This window comes from Paenibacillus sp. sgz302190 (assembly GCF_059820445.1).
Genome location: NZ_JBZYAO010000018.1, coordinates 97,808 through 118,079, shown reverse-complemented (window position 1 = coordinate 118,079; position 20,272 = coordinate 97,808). Strand labels below are relative to the sequence as shown.

Sequence of the window (20,272 nt, the reverse complement as noted above, 5' to 3'; positions counted from 1 at the left end):
AAAGGAGATTACATATGAGCGATTCGCAGACAAACCTATGGGTCAAAAGAAAAGAACTCGGAAGATCCAAGTATTTGCTTTATTACGGCGTGCTCCCGTGGGGCCTGGGATTGACGTTCATCATCGAAATCATCGAATTATTGTACACACATGAAATCATCTGGAATTGGATTCCCGTCCGCCTGATCGTTTTTGCTCTGGCCGGATTTTTCGTCGCAAGCACCCGCTGGCAGTCCATGGAACGAAAATATGAGCCCGCCCCGGAAGAACGGCCATAGGAGTCTGTCCGCAGCACGCTCTTTATTGTCCGTGAGCATTTCCATCCCCGGACTCATTGATCGGCATATTCGGTGCGAACCACAGTTTGCGAAAATCAATCCATCCCAAGTCGTTGAGCGCCACTCCTTTGAGCGAAGCGTGATATGTCGTTTGAAAAGAGCGGTGCAGCACGAACAAAAACGACTTTTCCCGTTGAAGCGCCTCGACCATCTCATCGAGCTTGCGAATGCGCTCCCGCTGGTCGTCCTCGCCAAGCAGAGCGGCGATTTCAATGTCCACGGACTGGGCCAGCCCGCCGTTGAGATGGGCCCGGACGTAGCTGTTGCTCTGCTGGAGCGTTTCAATGACGTGCAAATCGTAGTCACTCTCCATCACGTTCTGGTACAATATCATATCCGCCTTGCGGATATGTTCCAGCTCCGTCATTCCCGTCTCGTCAAGAATCATGATTTCGATTTTGATACCTGCCGCTGCGCATTGGTCGCTGATCCACTGTGCATCTTCCTGATGCGGTTGATACACGTAAATGTGAACCGCGCTGCCGTCATAACCCATTTCTTCCAGCAGCCGCCTCGCCTCTTCCAGGTCATACAGTTGAACTCCGGCTAACGGTTTGGCATCCGGTATAAAGCTGACCGCAGGTTTTTCGCGGTTTCCTTCCAGCTCACGCGCCATCCGCTCCCGATCGAGCAGCAAATCGACAGCCTTGCGAAAATTCAGATGCTGCTGCGGTCCCGGCTTGTTCACATTAAAAGTCAGCAGGCTGCAGCCAAGAATCATCTGATCGATGCTGTGCCATTCCGGGCCTTTTTTCCCCAGATGTATAGGCTGTCTGCCGTTCGTGTAGCCGCACAGCACCTGAATCAGATTAGCGTTCGGGCCCGCGTCCGACAAATCCTTCGGCAAAAGCCAAATTTCAATCTGATCCAGATGCGGCCTTACATCAAAATATCGATCGAATGCGCGAAGCCTCCACGTGTATTCGTCGCTGCGCTCCAGCCGGAAAGGCCCTGTTCCGATCGGCACCCGCGCGAACAAATCCTCGTGGCCAAAACAGACTTCCTCCGGAACGACGGACATGGACACAAAAGCAAGCTGCTTCAAGAACAGCGCATTGGGCCGTTTGAGACGGATCACAACCGTGCTTCGGTTCATCACTTCAATCGCATGGATGTTTTCCGTCAGCCAGCTTTGGCTTGACGCCTCCCCGAGCTGCTGAATTCTTAACAGGGAAAACCGCACATCACTCGCCGTCATCTCTCTGCCATGATGAAACATCACGCCCTTGCGCAAATAAAACGTCCACGTCAATCGATCCTCGCTTACCTCCCAATAGTGCGCCAAATGGGGTTCGATATCCGGCTTCTTCTGATCATACCGGACGAGCGTATCAAAAATCTGATAAAGCAAATTACAGTCAAAAGCAAAAAAAGCATGCGCAGGATCGAGCGAGACGATCGGCTTAAATATCGGGAACCGCAGCGTATCCGCCGAGTGCTCTTCCGGCCCGTTTTCCCGGTAGCCGAAATAGCTGAAAATCCAATCGATGAACGAGTCCTGCAGCGCATCCCCTTTTTCCATCCGATGGATAAGCTCGATCGCTCCCTTGTAATCTCCTTTACCGGCTAATTCCATAATGTGCTTGGTGACCATCTCTTCGATCGATCTCAAAAAAACAAGCTCCGAAGCGTTGCCCCTCCCCCGCCCCGGAGACCAGGCGATCCAGCTTTGCTCCGACATTTTTTTCAGCAGCAGCTTGACATTGCGCGTTGAGCAGTACAGCACCTCGGCCAGTTCCTCCAGCGTGACGCGTACCGGCTGCCCTTCCTCCACATGCCCGAAACATCCGCGAAGCTCCAAATAATGCGTCATTAGCTGCATCTTATCCGTCCTATCCTTATGCCCTTACAAAAGGGGAAATTCATAAAGTAAATTATACTCTTTTTCTTCCCCTTATACCAGTTGTATGCTGTTGCTACAAGGAATTGAAAGGAGGTGATGGACATGTTACCCAACATGATGTATTCGTCGGAGAAAATGATGCAGTGGCAGCAGCGGCAATTGGAAAAAGAAGCGAAGGAGCTATGGATGTGGAGATCGATCAAAGAGCCTGCAAAAAAATTGCATATAATGATGATAATTAGCCTGTTTTTCTTCGTTTAATCAGGACGCCGAGCCCGACTGCCAGCACAGCCAGCAAGACGCCTATGGCATCAACCGCCACATCGATGGGATGACCGGTTCTTTGAGGCACAAAAGTTTGATGCCATTCGTCCGATGCGGCATAAATGATTGAAATCATAAAGGAGGCGAGCAGCGCCATGGATGCTTTCATCGGTTTAGAGAGCAAAGTGAGCGACCAGAGCAGGGCAAGGATCGCGTATTCGGTGATATGCCCTGCTTTTCTGATAAAAAATTCAAGCAAGCCGATCGGGTCCTGCCAGCCCACTACCTCATGATCGTAATTAAACTCCCAATGAGGCAAATTGCTGAGCGCATCCGATCCCGCCAACCATTCCGTCAGAAGCGGCCGCAGGCTCTGCTGCTGATACGTCTCAGCCGATTTGATAAAAATAACCGCCATCCAAATAACGGAAGCGGCCAACCATATGTAAAAACGAACAGAGTTTCTTCTATGCATTTCCAGTCTTCATTCCCCTTCTGCTTGTCCCCCAGCGATTGATTTCTTGCGGATGCTGAGCAATGCGAAAAATTCGATTGCCATCAAATTCACGGCCGAAACCCCGAAAAATGTGATCCCGAACATCATCCGAAACGGGTCGTGACTGACGGATTTCCACCACAGCATGGCTGCCGCCGTCATACCTATATTCAATGCCGTTGAGATCCAAAATGAAAACTGCAGCCTGTCCGTCCTTCGCATCATCCAGACACCGAGAATAAACGGAACCGCAAACGCCGCCCCCAGAAAAATCCAGTACAATAAACCGTTCGACACCCCAGCCCCACTCCTTTAGCCAAAACTTGTCTATTATTCTAGGTTAGCACGAACCGGGAACCGAAAACAACGTTTCCAAAACCATTGCAACAAAATCGTCATACACAATCATTTTAGGACCTCGAATGATCAGGTCTGAGGTCATCGGGAATTTCGAGGCCCGCCTTTTCGGCCTGGGCTATATGGTATTTCGCCAAGGCTTCGTCGGCAAAATCACTTTCGCTCAAATATATTTTCGCCAATTCGATATGGGCGAGAGGATACGACTTATCCGCTGCGGCGTTAAAATAGGCTATGGCCTCGGCGATATTTTTGGCAGTGCCCAAGCCCTCGCTGTAAAATATCCCCATATAATACGCCCCAAAATCGCCGCCGTCTTCATAATCGCGCTGGAAATAGTGCATCGCCTTGTCATAGTTCCCTTTATAGTAATGCAGGTAGCCGAGCCAGTCATTGTGAGGTGTGCCGAATGCTTCACCTTGTTCGTAATGATATATCGCTTTATCGATATTTTGAGATACAAGCTGCCCTTGAAAATACAATTCGCCAAGATTGTTGTTTGCGATCGCGTTGCCATTGTGTGCGGCCCGGCCCAGCCAGTACAGCGCTTTTTCCGCATCAGGGGCCGTACCCGTACCGTTGCTGTAGCACATGCCCAAGCCGTTCATGGCGTATATGCTGCCTGCGGCTGCGCCTTTTTCGTACCAGTAAAAAGCCTTATTCTCATCGAGGCAGCCCTCTATGCTGTAATAAATATAGGCAAGAGTGTTCATGGCTGGAGCGTAGCCCTTTTCGGCAGCAAGAGTATTATAGCGGATGGAAGTTTCAAAATCGTCCGTTTGAAGAGCATCCAAGCCCAAGTCGTGTAAAGTCTCCACCGGTGAATATTCATCCATGCCGCCATCATCGGTAACATCTGTTTTTGCATAGGCCAGCAGGCGATTGCGTACGTTGACATCAAAATAATAGTCGTCATATCCGCTCTCGATTTCTTCCAGCACCAATGCTTTATCAGCCCTCGAAAGCCCGTACGCATCCGCTGTAAAAACTTCGGAACCTTTAAAAGCATAAGCGAAACCGTTCAGAGGCATTTTCCGGGTTACAAGATCGAATTCATAGCCGCTCAAAAGGTTATCGGGCAAACACATAATGCACCATGCCCCGTTCTGCTGCAAAGCAAAATAGTGTTCATACAGCCAAACGATTTTATTGTAATGATCCAAAGGAATTAACCACGACGGATGAGCGATGTCTCCTCTAAAAACGCCTTTTTCCCCATCCTTTTGCGCCAGTACCAGGTTGCTTGTACTTGCATCGACATTAACCTGCATATCAATCAGCGCATCGTATTCATAGGGCAAAAGAAAGCTTTCCTGCTGCATGCCCAGTGCTCCGTATTTTTTCCCTTTGCGCAGTATAAGCATATTGGAGAGGCCGGTTTGCCGGTTTATTTTATCGAAGCCCGATGCGAGCACGGTTCCGTCTTTTTTGTACAGCGTGTTATGGTTCACATTTTTGTGCGCTTTTACCAGAATAAGTCCATCGCCGATGCATTCCAGTGCAGATACCGGAAATTCGCCTATATATGTAAAATTCCCGTTAAATATTTTCCGGTTTTTTTGCCCTTCGATTGCCGTGTGGTAAAAGCGGTCACCGCTCTCGAAAGGGGCGTCGTGTTCAAAATTTATAATTACCGAACCGGAATTATCAAGCACTCCCCATTTGCCATCCAGCTTGGCCGTAAAATAACCGTCGTAGCCGAGCACCTCCAAGCTTTCATACTGCATTTGCGAAACCGGCTGGCCTTTGATGTCGATCAGACCGAATTTGTCATTCAGTTTGACAATCGCCGAAGCGGAGCCATATTCAAAATCGAAGGCATCGTCCCATACCAAAGGGATGGCAATATGGCCGGATACATGTACATAGCCGTACTTTCCGTCCTTGACGACAACGGCAAGATCTTCGGATCCGAAGCTGTAAAACGCCTCAAATTGCGGGCTGAGCACCACATTGCCGGACTTGTCTTTAAGCCCCCACAAGCCATTTTCTTCAAAGATCAGTTCATCGCGATCTTCTTCAGATTGCCAAATATGTTCCCACCCATATTGGTAATCCTCATAGTTGAGCAGCTCGGCGAACGACTTGAAGCCGGGGCTTACGTCCCTGAAATCGGAATAGCGCAGCATCGAAATATCGTCGTTTTCCATCGCTCTTGTAATGATCTCATTGTTATGGTTAATGTTGGACAGCCAAGTTTCCGCCTGCTCGGCGTGAGGGATATCGTCCATATTGAACACATCCCAGGCATCCAGGTGGAAATAGGGGAGTTCCAGCTTTTCGAGGTAGTGCAAAAGATTGTTTTTCGCTTCAATAAAAGCTTCTTTATTTTCGATCAACGATTCCTGCTTCTCCAGGAAATCATAAAACCGCTTCATATTTTCGATACCCGTCCGGGTATTAAAATACAGTCCGGTATTGTCCAACTCTGTATGGTTGTTGTAATTATTGCCGGCGGCGAACCCTCCGTCGACTAAGAGCGGCTGCAATAAAAGAGGCATTTCATAGCCCCACTCCATCATCATCTTGTCGGTACTCTGCGCTTGAGAAGGTTCGCTGACATTGTATAAATATACTCTGTGTGACATCGTGTTAACGGCTCCCTCTGCACTTTAATTTTACGTCTTGTTTCATCGTAACATGAGCCGAATAAGCGTTTCAAATTATTGACAGATTGCCCCCCCGAAAAACGGCAAAACAAAAAACGGCATTTCTGCCGTTTACGTTTATGGTGCCGGTACCCTGCTGCATCCCCGGTAACTTCCGCTCCAAAATATTTGGCAAGCTACACAGCAGCAGTCCCCACCGCGGCGGTCATAACCCATGCATCTGATCCAGCTCGCTCTTTTGACGCAAGTGATGACGGAAATGCATATCGACAAGGGCAAACCACTCCCTCGCGTTCAACCAGCCAAAGCCATCATGATTGACTTTGCAATTTGGACTTACAGCATCTATTTTCACTTCCCATTCTTTCATCTTTTGCTGCACTTGATCGAGTCCGCGCATAAGGTCTTCTTTACTATCCGAATTGCTCGGCGTGTTTTCCGGCCCGTCCGGCAGCTTGATTTTAATCGGCGGGAAACCGCCGATTTTGAACAAATGCTCGCCGGCCTCCGTCTTCCCGAGCTCTTGTTCTTCGCGTTCAGTCGCGCAAATTCCCACTTTGTCAAGGTAATCAAGAGCAGTGAGAATCATGTGGTTGTACAATTGGCCGAGAGACCAAACCCCTTGCGCGGGTATATACCTAAGCTGCTCCATGGAATAACTATGTAAATAGCTTTTGTATGTTTCAATCAATTCTTGATCACTCAATCGGGAAGCACTCCTTTAACGTTTAATTTTTGCTGGCGCTACTCGTTAAACCTAGGATTAATAACTTTCCCTTATCATATCACGCAGTACAGCATAGGAGTTCTTCTCAATTGCTATTTATCCCGATTGTAGCGACCTGGCAAGACGAAAGCCAAGATCGTCGATGCGAAATGTAGGGTGACTGCGGCGGCGGCACGTCGCTCCACAGCCCCGGGCCTCTTCCGCCCAGCTTCCGCCGCGAAAAACTCTGTAGGAGCCGTAAGCTTTTACATCGTATAAATCCCAACACCACTCCCAAACATTTCCTAACATATCATAGAGCCCCCATGCATTCGGCAGCTTTTTACCGACCTCATGCACCATGCCCTCAGAGTTTTCGCGATACCAAGCTATTTCATCAAGCTCACCGTACCGGTAACCGCCCGTTCCCGCTTTACACGCATACTGCCATTCCGCTTCCGTAGGAAGACGATATCCATCCGCCTCCCAGTTGCAGACGACATTCTCACCATCATCGCTTACCGAGTAACATTCCAGTAGACCCGAATGCCGAGAAAGCAAATTACAAAAGAGAATAGCATCATTCCATGAAACACCCACAACCGGAGCCTGTGGTTCGTCATGAGGTCCAGCTGGCTTTTGCACGATCGAGCCATATAACGCATTAGTAACAGGAACCGGTGCAAGCAAAAAAGAATTCACCTTGGCCGTCCATGTCTTCTTTATTCGATCGTCTCTTAATTCAATTTCACCTGCAGAAATTTTCACCATTGGATACTCAGCATCACTACGCTGCACGTTTGACACCTATTTTCCTCCCGTTCCAAACTTTCAAGCGAGAACCCCCGCGTTCAACCTATAATTCCCGTTATCAACTGCAGACCTATGCCGGTGCCGCTAATCAAAAACCTATGAGATGATCTGAGCTGCTCAGTTCGTGCAACGCACAGTAAAGATCGTAAATAACCCAATCTTACCACCAGACCTCAATTCGTTCCAGACATTCTCTAAAAGCTCTTTCGGTCGATGCTTCAACCCTTTTCGCCTGCTTTCCTTGTCCCCGATACCTTATCCGCTGGCATGAGCATAACGGCGATCATGGCAAGCGCCGCCGGGACGAGCGCCCATAGGAAAGTATGGGCAATCGACGAAGAGAGAGAGTTGATGATTATGTCCAGTGTCCGCGGAGAGAGTTGAGCGCGATGACCCGGTGTCAATGCTGAGCGCGGGTCGATCAAGGAGTTTTCCGAAATCCCCCCTAATCCTTCGAAAGACTCACCCAGCTTGCGATTAAAGATGTTCCGCTGTATGATGCCAAAAATAGTGATTCCTATCGTCATGCCCAGCGAGCGAATGAACACGACAGATGAAGTCGCGGTTCCGCGCTGCCGCATATCAAAGGGATGGACCGCCGATTGCATCAAGACGGACATGGACACGCCGATCCCCATCCCGGTTACAATCATGAACACCGTTGTCATGAAACGCGAAGAAGCCGGCGACAAAAGACTAAGCAAATACATGCCGGTACCGAACAACAAGGCGGAACCGATCATCAAATTCCGGTAACTTATTTTCATTGTCAGTCTGCCCCCGATTTGACTAAACAGGACTCCGGCTACCAGCATCGGCATCAGGATCATGCCAGAACCGGTCGCCGATTCACCAAATACACCTTGAATAAAGATGGGCACATATACCGTTGCAATAACAAAACCCGATCCGTAAAAAAAAGCTGCTGCGATGCTGGCCGTATACAAGCGGTTTGCGAACATGCGAAACGAAATGATCGGCGCCTCCGCCTTCGTTTCCGCGATTACAAATCCGGTTAGCAGGATAACAAACAACAGAATAAGACCGATTATTACGCCGGAGTCCCAAGCATAACGGCCGCCACCAAGTTCTAGTGCGAACATAAGGCAGACAACCGATCCGATCAACGTTGCCGCTCCGCGCCAATCGATCTTTTGCCTGGAATGCGCAAGCGATTCTTCATAGAACAGTACAATAAGCAGGCAAGAGATTATGCCGAACGGCACATTGACGTAGAAAATCCAATTCCATCCAAGGTGGTCCGAAATAACGGCTCCAAGCATCGGACCGAAAATACTGGATGCGCCGAACACAGCTCCGGATATACCCGAAATTTTCCCTCGTTTTTCCGGAGGAAATATATCAAACAGGATCGTTAATGCAATAGGCATAATGGCTCCGCCGCCAATACCCTGAATCGCCCGAAACGCGCTGAGCTGAACAATGCTTGATGCAAGCCCGCATAGAATGGACCCAATTAGAAATACAACTAGACCAAATACGAAGAAACGTTTGCGGCCATACATATCGGATAACTTTCCGAAAATCGGGGTGCCTGCCATCGAAGTCACCATATAGGATGATGTAACCCATACGAAGTTCTCCATCCCTCCCAGATCTGACACGATTGTCCCCATCGACGTTGCGACGATCGTATTGTCCATCGATGACATCAAGATTCCCAGCATTAATCCGGCGACAATATAGTTGGTTTTCTTTGCTTGCTCGGACATAAGCGATCACTCCTCAAAAAGAATCCATTCGGTTTGTTGCGCTTCCCTTCAAACGGATCATGCGGTACAATAGAATTACAAAGGTTAGATATATTAAGCAACCTTATTAATATGGTTGCTGATAGTAAGTTTACTTATTAATTATTTATCCGTCAAGGAGTTTTTTCATGTCCAATATGCCGTTTTCATCGGAAGAATCCGTCTCTTCGGAAGTCGATGCGCTTGATGCGCTTATTCGTACTGCCCACTATATCAAGCACGAATTTGAGCTGCGCCTTTCCTCCATGGATCTGCCTGCATTTTTAACCGGGCCGAGACTGCGCCTGTTAATAACCGTTTCCGAATCGGAGCCGGTCAGAATGAGCGATTTGGCCGCGGCGATGGACATCAAGGCCATTTCGGTTACCCAATTCGTCGATGCCTTGGAGAAAGAACATCTGCTTGTCCGAATACCCGACCCCAAGGATCGCCGAGCGATGCTGGTCAAGCTGACGGACATTGCTCCGCCTCTCATTGAACAAGGACGTGTAGCCGCGAAAAAAGTGAAAGAGGATCTGCTTAAACCATTGCCCATGGATTTGCGCACCCAGCTTATCGATATCCTCTCGCGGATCATCTCGCATGAAAAGATCGACCCTGAATAAGATATCTCGTTATAACTGCTGACGAAGCCTTTTCGCCGAAGTAAATCGCAGCGGAAGTTTTTCTTCCCCTCAAAGTGAAGCCATGCATTGAAGCTCGTTCCGATTAGTTTCATGCTCATTCAGCGCTTTCGCGGCCTTTTATTAATGTCTAAATCAGTTGTGGTATTCGGGATAATGGGGTATACTCTAACCAAATCGAATCGGCGTGAAGCACATGCCGCTTTAATACGAGCGTCCGTTTACGGCTACCGTATTGGAGCGGCTTTTTACTTGCTGACAAAAGGGGGAATCTGCATCAATGGGCTTCTTTACGAAAACTTATGAGGAATGGCTGCAACGACATATTGCAAACGAGAAAAAACCAAGAAGACGCGAAATTCTTGAGAAAGGATTGACCCACAGCTCCGTGGAGTTTCTACGATCCTGTTGGTATCCGGCAGTCGGAAATTTGGATCATCTTTACCCCGAATGGGAGGTCAGGGATATTCATAATTCCATGCGTTACCTGGATCTGGCGTATATGCCGGGAGACGCCAAGGGCTGCATTGAAATTCAAGACTACCGATCCCACGCCAGAGACATCGGTGTTACACGCTTCAAGGATTTATGCAAGAAGCACTCCATGCTAATTCTTGACGATTGGACACTCCTCACCGTTGCCTATCTCTCCATCGTCGAAGAACCTGAATTTTGCAGACAACTTGTGCTTGCCTTTATCGGAAAATTCATTTCCACTCCTGTGTCATCCGACTTGGATTGGGCTGAAACTGAAACAATTCGATTCGCACGCCGATTGCTGCATCCTTTTACTGCTGCCGAACTGGCTGGTCATCTCCGTCTTTCCGATCGTCACTCTCGACGTCTATTGCATGGATTAGTCGAACGAAATTTGTTAACGGTAGCCAGCGGGAAGCAGCGATATCGAACTTATCAATTACGATGGGAGCGTAGGTGAATTTTGTAAGACCAAATCTTCTAACGGACACAGTGGCGCCTATTGAGGGAAATCTCGACCATTTAGATATCTAACGGACACAGTTGCAGATATTTGGTGAAAATGCCGCTTTGGGGGGCGGTTCGGATTAAATAAGCGCTGTGGTGACCGTTATAATTTGAAAACGGCTGCTTTTAGCAAATTAACGTCCCTAGTGTCCGTTAGGGTATGGCGTCCTGGGAATCGATCCGCCAAACGCAAAAAACACGCCTTAATGGGCGTGTTGGGGGTGTCATGTTTGAGATGGAGGCGACCGAGAGCCACTCCAATCCCTAAGGAACACTAAATGGGGGCGTAACAAGTACGCTTGCAGACATTGCGATGGGTGTGGCTTTCGGGACGACCCTTCAGCCGGATGAGAGCTTTACGACCATTGAATTAAAAATCAATTTTTTGAAACCGGTATGGAATGGTACGATCAGGGCGGAATCGAAGGTAATGAAGAAAGGACAAACCGTAGGATTTATTGATTGCAGTGTATTTGACAAAAACCAAAGTCTTGTAGCCTATGCAACAAGTACTTGCATGATCCTTCGTGGAGATAAAGCAAAGGGAAGGTAACATTTTATGGATTTGCCGTATCTGAATAGGTATGGTGGAGCCTAGGAGTATTGAACCCCCTGACCTCATCGCTGCCAGTGATGCGCTCTCCCGCCGTGGCCAGTTTCACTGCCCCAATTTGCCTAAGGACGAGAATCTGCATTCATTATCAGGAATCTTAACACTGTTTTAAGCTTTTCCGGTTTCGTCTTTCGAGGATCTGACAAATAAATCTCCCGATGAATTTTGCTGGTACGGATATAACCATTCTCTTCACAGAATGCTTCCATTCGAGCAAAGCTTTTCGGTTCATCGTCAAAGCTGCCGATATGCATCATTTGACAACACAAACCTTCATCCACATGCTCAAACCGGACTTTCTCAAGGTACGGATTTGGCTTTTTCTTTTTCGTCTGTTCTAGAAACCGCATAAACCATTTTTCTGTCAAAAAATCGGGTTGGCGTATCATAATCGTATACTTCAAATTGTTTTTGTCCATCGCCGGCTTGGTCCGATCAAGCAAGTCCCACACGCCCTCAAGCGGAAAAACCGTATATTCGTAGTATCCAGCCGGCACATCGTCACTTTTGTAAGACATTCTCACCGCATAACTCAAACTGTACAAAGCTTCTACCGCCCTGGAAAATTCCTCACCGTTAGGGTTTCCAGAACCACTGACCATAAAAAAAGGCATCCTCGGCACTTTCACAATTTCCGGTAACATATCAGGCATATAGAGTTGGTTAAAATCTTTCTTGTAATCTATCTTTTTATTCAAAGCCTGTCTCTCCTTTTGTATGGTTTTTGTATATATTAACATTTAGAAACTGACAACTGTATGTCATATTCAAACGTTCATGTTACGATTGTAGTTACTCAAACCCGTGAAACGCCTCTCTATTTCAGGGCCCATCAAAAAAATAGAAAAAAACCACTTCCATGGCGAACTGGTCTGCTAACCTATATTGGTGGAGCCAAGGCATAAAAAATCCACCTTGTCGGGTGGATTGAATTTTTATATTGGTGGGCCAAGGGGGATCGAACCCCTACCCATGCATGCCATGCAAGCGTTCTCCCACACTTGTCGGTTTCATTGCCCCAAACTTTTGCTCCATTCGGCCACCCTACGGAAACTTTCTTCCTCCGAAATATCCTCAATTCGAGTCATAATTGACCATCTGATTCCGAACGGGTCCAGAATACTGCAATACCGATCCCCTGAAATAAAGTTCGTTGTTTGCTCTCTGACGCTCGCTCCGTTGGCTAGGGCCAAGGAAAAGGTACTGTCAACGTCGGAGACATATATTCCTAAAGAATAGCACGCATCGCCTTCCCCTGGCGGTAAAACCAATCGAAAAGCAGGGTTAGCGGCTCCCAGTTGCAGAAACCCGTTGCCAAAATCGATTTCGGCATGAATAATGATTTTATTGCCTTCATCGCCAATATCTGTCACACTTTTCGCTTTTGCCCCAAATACGGTTTCGTAAAAGGCAATCGCTTCAGCCGGATTATTCACGACGATAAACGGTGTAATGGCCGTGTACCCGTTTGGTTTCCCATTTGTGGTATATTTTCCGGTTATACCTTCATTGTTTCTGTCATTCGTCATTTCCATTCCTCCATTTCTTCTGATCGTCTCTATTATAGGAGCTCCGCAATTCCGATGTATTGTAAAAAGGCGACACCGCAGACATTAATGGCCGCTTCGGCTCACCCGAATCTATAGCAGTAAAAGACGTTGACGTCATGTATGAAGATGGGTATCCATTCGCTCCGTGCAAAACGAGCGATGCTTGAAAGTATACCTTGTCTTTGTAACACTAAGGTGATATTATGAGTAATAAAGGTTACATTGTTGAGGGGGAAATCCATTTGGCATCTGAAGTAACACAGTTGGAAAAAAACAGGACAACATTCATTAAAAGAAGCCTGATTGGTTTTGCAATATGGCAGCTGACATATTTGATTCGGTATCTACATTTAGACACCGTCAAATTAATCACAGGCTTCACTGCCATTATTTCTGTTATTGGTGGGATTGTCTGGGCGTATTACCTCATAAAAATTGTCCTGTTATCGTTTCTCATGCAAAAGAAGCGCCCATTGGCCATATCATTAAATAATGAGTATTTTCAAATGATTCGACTTAAGAGCTTTACGATAGGCTTTTGGGTTATTTTGGGGTTGGTAGGGATTTTATTTACGCTCAGCTTGTATGTTGCATTAAATATCCAGCTTGTTTTACACATATTGCTCGTCGTTGGTGTCATTTCTCCCCTAGTAAGTTACTTAATCCTTGACAAAGATGAGGTTCTCGGCGATGAGTGAAGATGTTCTAGAAAATACTATAAAGGTGCAACGAGCCAAAATGAATTTGACACAAGAACAGTTAGCAGAATTGATTGGGGTCACCAGAAAGACGGTCAACACGATTGAAAATGGCAAGTTCATACCGAGTACAGTGTTAGCCATTAAGATGGCAAGAGTTTTTGGTCTTCCCGTCGAAGAATTGTTTATTCTGAAATAACGTGGGACTGAACGCCTTTGAGGGGGCACCGAAGAACGCTCCGTCCGCGCGGGACGAACCCGCCAGGGGTTCTCTCCTGCCCAAGGCTCACCATATACAAAAAAAGCAGCCGTATCGGCTGCTTGGTTGTTTATATGTGGTGGAGAATAGGGGGATCGAACCCCTGACCTCATCGCTGCCAGCGATGCGCTCTGGCGCAACAAGGAATTCGTCGGCTGGGTGGATGATGCCCTAAGGCAATCATGATCAAGACATGCTGTTCAGATTGTACGGCGCGGTTATTTCTCCAACTCGTAGCGGGCCGCGATTACGCCTGACTTGAACGTTCGGCTGGACAGCAGCTTGAGCTTGATTTTCTCGCCGCCGCCGTCGAATACCGATTTTCCGCTGCCAAGGACGACCGGACAAATCGTCAGCAGGAATTCGTCGATCAGGCCGAGCTCAAGCAGCGTCTTCGCCGCACCCGGGCTGCCGAAGATGACGAGATTTTTTCCAGGTTGTTCCTTGAGCGCCTTAATTGCCTCTGCTATATTGTCCTTGATCAGCATCGTATTGTTCCATTCCGCCTTGTCCATCGTACTGGAAATGACGATCTTCTTCACATCCTGCAGCCATTTGGCATGCTCCAAACCGTGCTTCGAAGCATTCGGATTGTCCAGCACCGTGGGCCAGTAGCCCTCCATCAATTGATACGTTGTGCGTCCGTAAACAGGAGAGCCGACTTCGGCTACGACCTCCTCGGCGTATTTCTCGAATTCCTCGTTGTATGGAATCCAATCCAGTCCTCCGTTCGAATCCGACGCATACCCATCCAGCGACACATGCATGAACAATACTAGTTTCCTCATATTCGTTTCTCCTCCGATTTCGAAATTATTTTGCCGATTTTTTGGCCGGTGGCCCGTGTTTCGTCCTGCCGTTATGTTCACTATAAATCATTACGTTAAGTAAGGTTCAAGTGGAAATCTAAATTTTTTTGAAGCTTTGTCACACAAAGTAGCATAGAAGAAGTATTTAAAAGAACAAAAAAACGGCATCTCTGCCGTCTGTGTGTGGTATTGGTGGAGAATAGGGGGCTCGAACCCCTGACCTCGTCGCTGCCAGCGACGCGCTCTCCCAGCTGAGCTAATTCCCCATATATTTCCAATCAAGGAAACGTATTACATCGTTGCTGGTATTCAATTTTTGGAGCAATGTAACTGACTGCGCCGCTCTCACAGCTGAGCTAAGGCCCCTTATTGATGTCGACTTTTCGAATTATACATGAAAAATTCAGAGTATGCAAGCCCCTGCGCAAAAAAGTTTTGAGAGGACGTGCATCGAGCAGAATCGAAGGTTTCATTCAATTAATTTTTAGTACCGAGAGAGCCCTGCCGGCCAGCAACCGGATAGGGCTTTCTCATTTAAATGGGAGCAATCCCTTATCCCCCGGGCTATTCGGACAGCCGGGAATCGCTCCCCGGCCCCGGAGGCTTCACTCTTTTCGGTCAATCATTTTCTGCGCGAAATCGGGATCGTCCAGCAGCGGCCGTCCGATAGCGACGGCATCCGCCAGCCCGTCCCTGATGATCCGGTCGGCAAAGCTGCGGGTATAGATTTTGCCGACGGCGATGACAGGTACGCGAAGATGCTGCTTCATGACGGCTGCGTCAGGCAGCTGGTAGCCCGGATGGGTCTCCGTCGGCTGAATCGGCAGCAGGCCGCCGGATGATACGTCAACCGCGTCAAGAAGCCCTTCCGCTTCAAGCGGTTTGAGCATCAGCGCCAGCTCCTGCGGATTTAGGCCGCCGTCGACGTAATCGGTCGAGGAGATCCGTACGATAACCGGATAATCCCGGCCGGTTTCGGAGCGGATTGCAGCAAGCGTGTCCTGCAAAAATTTCGTCCTGCCACGGGGCGTTCCGCCGTATTCGTCACTGCGGAGATTCGTAATCGGCGACAGGAACTGGTGAATCAAGAATCCATGAGCCGCATGTACCTCAATCCCGTCAAAACCCGCCGCGACGCTGCGTCTGGCGGCTATTCGGTAATCTTCAATGAGGGCCTCGATTTCGGAGACCGACAATTGCGCAGGCTTTCCGTAAGTATCGTCATATGGAATTGCGCTTGGGGCAATGAGCCGTTTCGTCACTTCAGGCGCCGACTTTCTTCCTCCGTGGGACAATTGAACGAATACGGGTGTATGGTGGGCATGGACGGCATCGGTTACCCTTTTCAGCGCATCGGCGTGCCGATCCGAATAAATGCCTATATCGTTAGGCACCAGCCTGCCGTTATCGGACACGGCCGTCGATTCCACGATCATTAATCCGATCGCTTTTGCCCTTCTCGAGTAATGCTGAATATGATGCTCGGTCGCATAGCCTTCCGGCGAGCCGCTGTACTGCTGCATAGGCGCCATAATTAGCCGGTTGCGCAGCTCGACGCCGCCAATGGCGAGAGGGGTATCAAGGTTAAGTGATTTTGTCGCGATCATTCGTTATCCACTCCTTTAAAATCTCTTTCAATGACATTTTATAAGGTTAGGAATATAATTTACATATATAAATCATGTTATATTGGAGCAATTTTCTTTATATTAAAGTTAAAAATACGATTTCAGCACACAAAATAAAGGGGAACAATCGCTATGGACAAAATCGACAGTAAAATTTTATCGCTGCTGCATGAGAATGCGCGAATGCCGGTTGCCGAAATCGGCCGCACGATCGCGATGACACAGCCTGCCGTTACCGAACGGATACGCATGCTTGAAGAACAGGGGATCATCGCCGGCTACAAAGCGGTTCTATCGCCTAAGAAGCTCGGCAAAGACGTCACGGCGTTCGTGCTGTTCAAAACGAACAATTGTCAGGACTTCCAGGAATTTTGCTGGCAATCCCCGGATGTCGTCGAATTGTATCGCATCAGCGGGGAGTATAATTTTATGCTGAAAATAATTACCGCATCGATGGAAACGTTGAGCGCTTTTCTCGATTCGTGCGGTCCGCACGGTTTCTCTTCGACGCTGATCGTGCTTTCCGCGGCGATTGAGAACAAGCGCCTGATCGCTGAAAATGGCGAATAAATGTATAGCTCTGGTAATTTCACTCTGCGAAGTCGATGCCTATTGAATTGAAATCGAGGCAATACTGCCGTTGGTTTTGAAATCCGACGTGTAGGCGATGGTTGCAGTTGCGGAGGTGATCGCTCCATTCGGTCCTGTAATCTTGATAGTCGGTGCTGAAGAATAGCCGGAACCTGCATGGATTATCGTGACCCCGCTTAAGATACCGTCCTTGACCGTTGTGGTCAGCAAAGCAGGCGTTCTTTTCCAAACTTCGCCTTTGACGCCGCTGTAGCGGTAGTAGTTGGATACTTCATCCAAGCGTTCGTTGGTGATGCCGTACGGTTTCAGCACCTTCATCAATGCCGCTTTGTTGGATCGCGCCTGTTCCGATGTCGGGCCGGAGCTTCCGGCGCCTGCCGGTTTTACGCCGCTGAAAGCTTGCCTGAATACATCGTCAGGGACGCCGAGCGCGGCAGCAATGAGCACGATCGGCCTGCCATGATCCTGCGGGTCCGTATTATACCCTCCGGAAATAGCGATGGTATATCCGTTCTGATCGGTTGTGATGCTGCTGTCGTTTTCGGCTGCGGGGCCTGCGGATTGCTGTGGAGCGGCATGAACCGGGTCAGATTTCTTAGCGGCTGCCGCCTCCGCTCTGGTTAAGGATTGGGAACCGCCGGCGAATGCCAACCATACACCTGCGCTGCAAGCGAACAGTAAAGTCGGGACGATGATAAATTTTTTGATTTTCATTTTGTGTTCTCCTCTCACATTGGGAATGACTGTGTTAGGAGTCTGTCCGGTGAACTCGTTTACCCCGCATGCACAAAAGTAACTCCCTCGGATTGACTCCTAGGGATAGATTAATGCACCAATGTGTCAGGAAAACGTCAAGAAGCCGCTAGTTCCCAAAAATGCTTCAATGCCTAACACTGCTTGGGCAGCAACAGCTGGAACGCGGTGCCCCCGGGAGAGCTGTTTTTTAGATGAAGCTGGCCTTTCATCGCAACAGCAAGCATCCGGCTATAGGTCAGGCCGAGTCCTAGGCCGCCAACGGATAGCTTTTTACGCTCGCCCCGGTAGTATTTTTCGAAAATATGAGCTTGCTCGGCTTCCGGTATGCCGGGACCGTCGTCCCAAACGATGACCTCATAGGTTTGGTCCGAATATTCCGATAGCGTTATGCCAATATGCCCTTGACCTTGGAACGCCTGTTTGCTATTGTTCAGCAAATTCACCACGATCTGCTGAATGCGGCTGGCGTCCCCCATGCACATAAAAATCCGGTCTGGAATATCGACCGTGGTCTCTATCCCTTCTTCTTGATCGAGCTGCCCCCACTGATAAGCGATTTCGCTCAAAAGCTTGCCCAAATCAATCGAATCCTCCCGAACTTTGATTATGCCTGAAGCAAAAGAATTAAAGTCCAGCAGATCGGCGACCATATGCTGAAGCCTGCGCGTCTGCTCAAGGGAGATGTCCAGGAACTCCACCGCTTCGCCGTCCGTAACTACCTGGTCGCGAACCGCGCGGATCAAGCCATGAATCGAGGCGACAGGTGTCTTCAGCTCATGGCTGACGCCAGCCAGTAATTCCGTACGCAGCTCTTCCAGCTGTCCCAGACGCGAAGCCATTGCCTGGAAGGACAAGAGAAGATCGTGAATTTCTTTCTCCTTCACATTGGCAGGGACGGTTACATTGTAATCGCCGGCTTCCATCTTGTTGAGCGCTTCGGACAGTTGGATGATCGGTTTTCTTAAATTCAACGACAGGAAATAGATGATCGTCCAGCCAAGCAAGCCCGCACAGAAGAGCAGTGAGATAATCAAAATGTAGTTTTGATTGACATCGGAGAGTTCAAGATAGCTGTAGGCAATAACGATAGCGCCGATAGGGGAATTTTTGTCCATCACCGGTGTTGTTACGACAAAATCCTCCCCGATTCTCGCTGCACGCAGTCGGTCGGTCAGCTCCGGCTTCGCTTCGATATTCAGCGAGGAACGGCCGGGGGCGCTTGGGGGCGCTTTTTTGACAAAAACAGGGGTATCGCCGCGCTCGAACACAACGAAAGCGAATTGTCCGGGAATGGAGTATCGCCGCTGCGTACGGTCAATCCATTCATACAAATCGCCCGGAATGACGATGCTGCCATGACCGTCTGTCACATATTGGGCTGCCGCTTGGGAAAATTCCTGGAGAGCATGCTTCCGCTCGTCGATAGTTTCCTGCCGGATATAGAGAATGGATACAAGTCCGATGGCAAGCAGTCCCAAGAAAAGAGTAAGTATATAACGAAACGTCCAACGACTGAGCAGCGTCCGGCGCCTAATTGGATGTGTTGGCATAAAGTTGATATCCCGTCCCGCGCAATGTTCTGATTTCCCCTTCTTCCGGCGGCCAGTGAAGAAGCAGCTTCCGCAGACGCTTGATAGCCAGGTCCACGGCCCGGTCACTGCCTTCATAATCGATGCCCCATACCTTCTCAATCAGCTGCTCGCGGTTGAAAATCTGGTTCGGATGCTCCGCCAGAAACATAAGAAGCGACAAATCTCGGGGCGTAACCGATAAGGTCGCTCCGTTCAGGAAGACGCTGCGGGACTTGAAGTCGATGCGAAAGCTCCCGAAGCTGACTTGATCCGAACCGACCAGAGACTGGGGCGGGCGTCTAAGCACAGCATGAATTCTGGCAATGACTTCGTCAGGCTCGAACGGCTTCGACATGTAGTCGTCCGCCCCTTCGTTCAGTCCCGTAATCCGGTCGCCGACACCGCCCCTGGCTGTCAGCATAATGACAGGGCATACGCTTTTGCTGCGAATATGCTGCAGAACCTCCCAGCCGCTCATTCCAGGGAGCAGCACGTCAAGAATGACAAGAGCCGGCTGTACCGAATCAAAAGACTCCACGGCCTGACAGCCGTCCCGGAAGATAAGGCAATCAAATCCGGCCTTGCGGATATACGCCGCGAGAACCCGGGAAATCGCGTCCTCGTCTTCGACGATCATAATCGTTTTCATTCGATATCCTCCAATACGGCGGTCTTTGGATGAATTATACAACCCCGGATTTGGAATAGCCAGATATAATCCTGATGATTCTTCTTGGAAATTTCCAGGAGCTCACCAGAAAGCCTGCAAAAGTGCATCTTTTTGCTCCTTGATCCTCTTGTCGCGAAATATTCCTGCAAATCTGCAGGCTTTTCCGCTCAAATTTAAGCTTAGACCCATTTTGACCGATAATTCCTGCACAATCGCAGGCTTTTTCCTGAAACGAGCCGTTACTAGCGAAAAAAACTGTATTTTCGCAGGCTTTTGCCCAAGCTGCCAGGCCGTATCGTCCCAATACCCATTGACATGTTAC

21 protein-coding genes, 2 tRNA genes and 1 pseudogene are annotated in these 20,272 nt (G+C 48.7%); 8 read left to right on the top strand and 16 right to left on the bottom strand.

The genetic code is table 11. The features are described from left to right. Nucleotides 1-14 precede the first annotated feature (14 nt). Nucleotides 15-278: a hypothetical protein gene (locus AC6RNO_RS20450; protein ID WP_497106557.1), complete on the top strand. Its 264-nt coding sequence runs from the start codon at nucleotides 15-17 to the stop codon at nucleotides 276-278. Between the two features lie 22 nt (nucleotides 279-300). On the opposite strand, the gene AC6RNO_RS20445 is transcribed toward AC6RNO_RS20450, so the two are convergent. Continuing rightward, nucleotides 301-2,160, bottom strand: a complete 1,860-nt coding sequence (locus AC6RNO_RS20445; RefSeq protein ID WP_497106556.1) for an ABC transporter substrate-binding protein — start codon at nucleotides 2,158-2,160, stop codon at nucleotides 301-303. 123 nt (nucleotides 2,161-2,283) lie between these two features. On the opposite strand from AC6RNO_RS20445, the gene AC6RNO_RS20440 reads away from it, so the two are divergent. Further along, the gene (locus AC6RNO_RS20440; protein ID WP_474679517.1) at nucleotides 2,284-2,442 is read left to right on the top strand and encodes a hypothetical protein; all 159 of its coding nucleotides are present in this window, start codon (nucleotides 2,284-2,286) and stop codon (nucleotides 2,440-2,442) included. Here the strand turns inward: AC6RNO_RS20440 and AC6RNO_RS20435 are convergent. The 6 genes from AC6RNO_RS20435 to AC6RNO_RS20410 all read right to left on the bottom strand — a co-directional run bounded on the left by AC6RNO_RS20435 (nucleotide 2,420) and on the right by AC6RNO_RS20410 (nucleotide 9,159). Next, on the bottom strand, nucleotides 2,420-2,920 hold the full coding sequence (locus tag AC6RNO_RS20435; RefSeq protein WP_497106555.1) for a VanZ family protein: 501 nt from the start codon (nucleotides 2,918-2,920) through the stop codon (nucleotides 2,420-2,422). The two genes, AC6RNO_RS20440 and AC6RNO_RS20435, sit on opposite strands and share 23 nt — an antisense overlap. 9 nt (nucleotides 2,921-2,929) lie before the next feature. Continuing rightward, nucleotides 2,930-3,238 carry a hypothetical protein gene (locus tag AC6RNO_RS20430; RefSeq protein ID WP_474679519.1) on the bottom strand — a complete coding sequence of 103 codons (309 nt, stop codon included), beginning with the start codon at nucleotides 3,236-3,238 and terminating at the stop codon, nucleotides 2,930-2,932. Nucleotides 3,239-3,351: 113 nt separating this feature from the next. Continuing rightward, nucleotides 3,352-5,886 carry an SEL1-like repeat protein gene (locus AC6RNO_RS20425; RefSeq protein WP_488434873.1) on the bottom strand — a complete coding sequence of 845 codons (2,535 nt, stop codon included), beginning with the start codon at nucleotides 5,884-5,886 and terminating at the stop codon, nucleotides 3,352-3,354. A 226-nt stretch (nucleotides 5,887-6,112) separates the two neighbouring features. Then, nucleotides 6,113-6,613, bottom strand: coding sequence for a DinB family protein (locus tag AC6RNO_RS20420; RefSeq protein WP_488434874.1), 501 nt, complete (start codon nucleotides 6,611-6,613; stop codon nucleotides 6,113-6,115). Nucleotides 6,614-6,730: 117 nt separating this feature from the next. Beyond that, a complete protein-coding gene (locus AC6RNO_RS20415; RefSeq protein WP_488434875.1) occupies nucleotides 6,731-7,420 on the bottom strand; it encodes a formylglycine-generating enzyme family protein in 690 nt (229 codons plus the stop codon). A 224-nt stretch (nucleotides 7,421-7,644) separates the two neighbouring features. Next, a complete protein-coding gene (locus tag AC6RNO_RS20410) occupies nucleotides 7,645-9,159 on the bottom strand; it encodes an MDR family MFS transporter (protein WP_488434876.1) in 1,515 nt (504 codons plus the stop codon). Nucleotides 9,160-9,326: 167 nt separating this feature from the next. On the opposite strand from AC6RNO_RS20410, the gene AC6RNO_RS20405 reads away from it, so the two are divergent. From AC6RNO_RS20405 to AC6RNO_RS20395, 3 genes and pseudogenes are all read left to right on the top strand, one after another. Continuing rightward, complete coding sequence (locus AC6RNO_RS20405; protein WP_488434877.1) at nucleotides 9,327-9,803, top strand: MarR family winged helix-turn-helix transcriptional regulator; 477 nt, start codon at nucleotides 9,327-9,329, stop codon at nucleotides 9,801-9,803. 298 nt (nucleotides 9,804-10,101) lie between these two features. Continuing rightward, nucleotides 10,102-10,758 (top strand): transcriptional regulator, encoded by a 657-nt coding sequence (locus AC6RNO_RS20400; RefSeq protein WP_474679524.1) that lies wholly within the window; start codon nucleotides 10,102-10,104, stop codon nucleotides 10,756-10,758. Nucleotides 10,759-11,085: 327 nt separating this feature from the next. Continuing rightward, a pseudogene (locus AC6RNO_RS20395) lies at nucleotides 11,086-11,358 on the top strand (PaaI family thioesterase); the annotation flags it as partial. A gap of 122 nt (nucleotides 11,359-11,480) precedes the next feature. Here the strand turns inward: AC6RNO_RS20395 and AC6RNO_RS20390 are convergent. The 3 genes from AC6RNO_RS20390 to AC6RNO_RS20380 all read right to left on the bottom strand — a co-directional run bounded on the left by AC6RNO_RS20390 (nucleotide 11,481) and on the right by AC6RNO_RS20380 (nucleotide 12,947). After that, entirely contained in the window at nucleotides 11,481-12,116 is a 636-nt protein-coding gene (locus AC6RNO_RS20390; protein ID WP_497106554.1) for a GyrI-like domain-containing protein, read from the bottom strand. 243 nt (nucleotides 12,117-12,359) lie between these two features. Beyond that, nucleotides 12,360-12,451, bottom strand: a tRNA-Ala gene (locus tag AC6RNO_RS20385). Continuing rightward, nucleotides 12,429-12,947, bottom strand: coding sequence for a VOC family protein (locus AC6RNO_RS20380; RefSeq protein ID WP_488434969.1), 519 nt, complete (start codon nucleotides 12,945-12,947; stop codon nucleotides 12,429-12,431). The genes AC6RNO_RS20385 and AC6RNO_RS20380 overlap by 23 nt, the downstream gene beginning before the upstream one ends. Before the next feature lie 263 nt (nucleotides 12,948-13,210). Here AC6RNO_RS20380 and AC6RNO_RS20375 point away from each other — a divergent pair, with 263 nt between their 5' ends. After that, entirely contained in the window at nucleotides 13,211-13,666 is a 456-nt protein-coding gene (locus tag AC6RNO_RS20375; protein WP_488434880.1) for a hypothetical protein, read from the top strand. Continuing rightward, nucleotides 13,659-13,865, top strand: a complete 207-nt coding sequence (locus tag AC6RNO_RS20370) for a helix-turn-helix transcriptional regulator (protein WP_160043326.1) — start codon at nucleotides 13,659-13,661, stop codon at nucleotides 13,863-13,865. The genes AC6RNO_RS20375 and AC6RNO_RS20370 overlap by 8 nt, the downstream gene beginning before the upstream one ends. Before the next feature lie 278 nt (nucleotides 13,866-14,143). On the opposite strand, the gene AC6RNO_RS20365 is transcribed toward AC6RNO_RS20370, so the two are convergent. The 3 genes from AC6RNO_RS20365 to AC6RNO_RS20355 all read right to left on the bottom strand — a co-directional run bounded on the left by AC6RNO_RS20365 (nucleotide 14,144) and on the right by AC6RNO_RS20355 (nucleotide 16,341). Then, nucleotides 14,144-14,713: a dihydrofolate reductase family protein gene (locus AC6RNO_RS20365; protein ID WP_488434881.1), complete on the bottom strand. Its 570-nt coding sequence runs from the start codon at nucleotides 14,711-14,713 to the stop codon at nucleotides 14,144-14,146. A 211-nt stretch (nucleotides 14,714-14,924) separates the two neighbouring features. Further along, a tRNA-Ala gene (locus AC6RNO_RS20360) sits at nucleotides 14,925-15,000 on the bottom strand. Nucleotides 15,001-15,339: 339 nt separating this feature from the next. Beyond that, a complete protein-coding gene (locus AC6RNO_RS20355; protein ID WP_497106553.1) occupies nucleotides 15,340-16,341 on the bottom strand; it encodes an oxidoreductase in 1,002 nt (333 codons plus the stop codon). A 153-nt stretch (nucleotides 16,342-16,494) separates the two neighbouring features. Between AC6RNO_RS20355 and AC6RNO_RS20350 the strand changes: the two genes are divergently transcribed. Further along, nucleotides 16,495-16,932 carry an AsnC family transcriptional regulator gene (locus AC6RNO_RS20350; RefSeq protein WP_497106552.1) on the top strand — a complete coding sequence of 146 codons (438 nt, stop codon included), beginning with the start codon at nucleotides 16,495-16,497 and terminating at the stop codon, nucleotides 16,930-16,932. Nucleotides 16,933-16,971: 39 nt separating this feature from the next. Here AC6RNO_RS20350 and AC6RNO_RS20345 read toward each other — a convergent pair whose 3' ends face one another. From AC6RNO_RS20345 to AC6RNO_RS20335, 3 genes are all read right to left on the bottom strand, one after another. After that, on the bottom strand, nucleotides 16,972-17,667 hold the full coding sequence (locus tag AC6RNO_RS20345; RefSeq protein ID WP_497106551.1) for a hypothetical protein: 696 nt from the start codon (nucleotides 17,665-17,667) through the stop codon (nucleotides 16,972-16,974). Between the two features lie 173 nt (nucleotides 17,668-17,840). Then, entirely contained in the window at nucleotides 17,841-19,259 is a 1,419-nt protein-coding gene (locus AC6RNO_RS20340; RefSeq protein ID WP_497106550.1) for an ATP-binding protein, read from the bottom strand. Then, nucleotides 19,240-19,929: a response regulator gene (locus AC6RNO_RS20335; protein ID WP_497106549.1), complete on the bottom strand. Its 690-nt coding sequence runs from the start codon at nucleotides 19,927-19,929 to the stop codon at nucleotides 19,240-19,242. The genes AC6RNO_RS20340 and AC6RNO_RS20335 overlap by 20 nt, the downstream gene beginning before the upstream one ends. Nucleotides 19,930-20,272: the final 343 nt, after the last annotated feature.

Bases quoted from the DNA above. Each gene is read 5' to 3' on its own strand.
- AC6RNO_RS20400 (WP_474679524.1), top strand. From the start codon at position 10,102: ATGGGCTTCTTTACGAAAACTTATGAGGAATGGCTGCAACGACATATT.
- AC6RNO_RS20355 (WP_497106553.1), bottom strand. From the start codon at position 16,341: ATGATCGCGACAAAATCACTTAACCTTGATACCCCTCTCGCCATTGGC.
- AC6RNO_RS20335 (WP_497106549.1), bottom strand. From the start codon at position 19,929: ATGAAAACGATTATGATCGTCGAAGACGAGGACGCGATTTCCCGGGTT.
- AC6RNO_RS20350 (WP_497106552.1), top strand. From the start codon at position 16,495: ATGGACAAAATCGACAGTAAAATTTTATCGCTGCTGCATGAGAATGCG.
- AC6RNO_RS20405 (WP_488434877.1), top strand. From the start codon at position 9,327: ATGTCCAATATGCCGTTTTCATCGGAAGAATCCGTCTCTTCGGAAGTC.
- AC6RNO_RS20345 (WP_497106551.1), bottom strand. From the start codon at position 17,667: ATGAAAATCAAAAAATTTATCATCGTCCCGACTTTACTGTTCGCTTGC.
- AC6RNO_RS20440 (WP_474679517.1), top strand. From the start codon at position 2,284: ATGTTACCCAACATGATGTATTCGTCGGAGAAAATGATGCAGTGGCAG.
- AC6RNO_RS20435 (WP_497106555.1), bottom strand. From the start codon at position 2,920: ATGCATAGAAGAAACTCTGTTCGTTTTTACATATGGTTGGCCGCTTCC.
- AC6RNO_RS20425 (WP_488434873.1), bottom strand. From the start codon at position 5,886: ATGTCACACAGAGTATATTTATACAATGTCAGCGAACCTTCTCAAGCG.
- AC6RNO_RS20410 (WP_488434876.1), bottom strand. From the start codon at position 9,159: ATGTCCGAGCAAGCAAAGAAAACCAACTATATTGTCGCCGGATTAATG.
- AC6RNO_RS20380 (WP_488434969.1), bottom strand. From the start codon at position 12,947: ATGACGAATGACAGAAACAATGAAGGTATAACCGGAAAATATACCACA.
- AC6RNO_RS20445 (WP_497106556.1), bottom strand. From the start codon at position 2,160: ATGCAGCTAATGACGCATTATTTGGAGCTTCGCGGATGTTTCGGGCAT.
- AC6RNO_RS20340 (WP_497106550.1), bottom strand. From the start codon at position 19,259: ATGCCAACACATCCAATTAGGCGCCGGACGCTGCTCAGTCGTTGGACG.
- AC6RNO_RS20365 (WP_488434881.1), bottom strand. From the start codon at position 14,713: ATGAGGAAACTAGTATTGTTCATGCATGTGTCGCTGGATGGGTATGCG.
- AC6RNO_RS20370 (WP_160043326.1), top strand. From the start codon at position 13,659: ATGAGTGAAGATGTTCTAGAAAATACTATAAAGGTGCAACGAGCCAAA.
- AC6RNO_RS20450 (WP_497106557.1), top strand. From the start codon at position 15: ATGAGCGATTCGCAGACAAACCTATGGGTCAAAAGAAAAGAACTCGGA.